The sequence below is a fragment of the Lysobacter enzymogenes genome (assembly GCF_017168095.1).
GTDB lineage: Bacteria > Pseudomonadota > Gammaproteobacteria > Xanthomonadales > Xanthomonadaceae > Lysobacter > Lysobacter enzymogenes_D.
The window spans coordinates 1-1,993 of record NZ_LXSD01000563.1; the positions used below are offsets into that span (position 1 = coordinate 1).

Consider the following 1,993-nt stretch of genomic DNA (forward strand, 5'->3'; position numbering starts at 1 on the left):
TCGGCCGCTTCGACCCGGGCCGGTTGGCCGCGACGGGCGCGGCCGCGCCAGCAGCCTTCGGCCGCGCCGTCGCGCAGCCAGTCGCGCAGGCGCTGGATCAGCTGCTGCGGGCTCGCGGCCAGGATGCCGAGCCGCTCCTCCATCGCCTCGCGCCCGCTCTGCAGCGTGTGCGCAGCGGCGCGCAGGTCCAAGCCGTCGCCGCGCGCCTCGACGAAGGCGAGCAGATCGCGCGCCTTGTGCAGCAGTTGTTCCTCGCTGCGCGCCGACAGCGGCAGCGCCAGCGGCTCCAGCGCCGCGCGCGGCGCGACGGGTTGCGCGACGTGCTCCTGCAGCACCAGGTGCGCGTTGGTGCCGCTGTGGCCGAACGAGTTCAGCGCGGCCATGCGCGGCGCGCCGTCGAAGCCGCGCCAGTCGATCGCCTGGGTGTTGATGTAGAACGGCGAGCCGTCGAGTTCGATCAGCGGATTGAGCTCGCGAAAGTTCAGCAACCCCGGCAGGCGCCCGTGGCGCATCGACAGCAGCACCTTGATCACGCCGATCACGCCGGCCGCCGCGGCGGCGTGGCCCACGTGCGACTTGGCGCTGCCCAGCGCGCACCAGCCGGCGCGGCCGCCGCTGTCGCGGCCGAACGCGCGCACCAGGGCGTTGGTCTCGACCGGATCGCCGAGGCGGGTGCCGGTGCCGTGGGCTTCGACGTAGCCGATCTGGCCGGCGTCGATGCCGAAACGACGGTAGGTGTCGAGGATCAGCCGCTCCTGCGCGGCGCCGTTGGGCGCGGTGATGCCGTTGCTGGCGCCGTCCTGGTTCATGCCCGAGGCGCGCACGGTGGCGTAGATCGGATCGCCGTCGGCGAGCGCGCGGTCCAGGCGCTTGAGCACCAGCATGCCGACGCCTTCGGAGATGATGGTGCCGTCGCCGGCGCGGTCGAAGGTGAAGCAGCGGCCGCTGGAGGACAGCATGTCGATCTCGTCCAGCCGCAGCAGCACCTTGCGGTTCATGCAGGCGTTGACGCCGCCGGCGAGGACCAGATCGCATTCGCCGTTGCGCAGGCTCTCGCAGGCCAGGTGGATCGCCACCGCCGAGGACGAGCAGCCGGTGTTGACCACGAACGCCGGGCCGTTGAAGTCCAGCGCATACGACAGGCGCGAGGCGATGATCGCGTCCGACAGCCCGGTGAAGCTGTCGCCGATGTAGCCGGCCGGTTCGGCGCCGACGTAGATGCCGGTGCGGCTGCCGGCCAGCGACTTGGGATCGTAGCCGGCGTCTTCCAGCGCTTTCCAGCTTTCCTGCATGACCAGGCGCTGGTGCGGGTTCATCGACTCGGCCTCTTTGGGCGAGATGTTGAAGAACAGCGGGTCGAAGCAGTCGCGCTCGGCCAGCACCCCGCCCCACTTGCAGCGGGTCTTGCCGCGGCGCTTGTCGGCGCTGTAATCCTCGGCGCGCAGATAGGCCGGCGGCAGTTCTTCGACGCCGTCGACGCCGTCGATCAGGTTGGCCCAGAAGGTGTCGGCATCGCCGGCCTTGGGGAACTGGCCGGACAGGCCGATGATCGCGATGGGCATGTCGGCGGCGGCCGGATCGATGGCCATCGCCGCATTCGGCGCGGCGACGGCGGCGGTCGGCAGCGTCGCGGCAGCTGCGATCGCGGCTTCGCCGATGCGTTCTTCGCTCGCCTCGTCGTTCTGCTGCGCGGTCGCCAGCGCCGCCTCGACCTTGCCCGCATGCGCCTGCAACAAGTGCGCGGCCAAGCGCTGGATCGAGGAGAACTCGAACACCACCGCGGTGTTGAGCGCGGTGCCGAAGCGCTGGTTGACCCGCTCGATGAAGGCCACGCCGAGGATCGAATCGATGCCGTAGTCGGAGAACGCGATATCGATGGCGACTTCGGCCGCGTCCATCTTCAGCGTCTGCGACAGGCATTCCACGATGCCGTCGCGGACGGCGGCGGCGGGATCGCGCGGCGGCGCTGCCGCGCGCACCGGCGCAGGCGCCG

The 1,993-nt window shown here is 71.1% G+C and carries 1 protein-coding gene; it reads right to left on the minus strand.

Translation table 11 applies throughout. The features are described 5' to 3' along the window. Positions 1-1,993, minus strand: a 1,993-nt coding sequence (locus tag A7A76_RS22165) for a beta-ketoacyl synthase N-terminal-like domain-containing protein (protein WP_241201124.1), incomplete at both ends; no start/stop codon positions are given.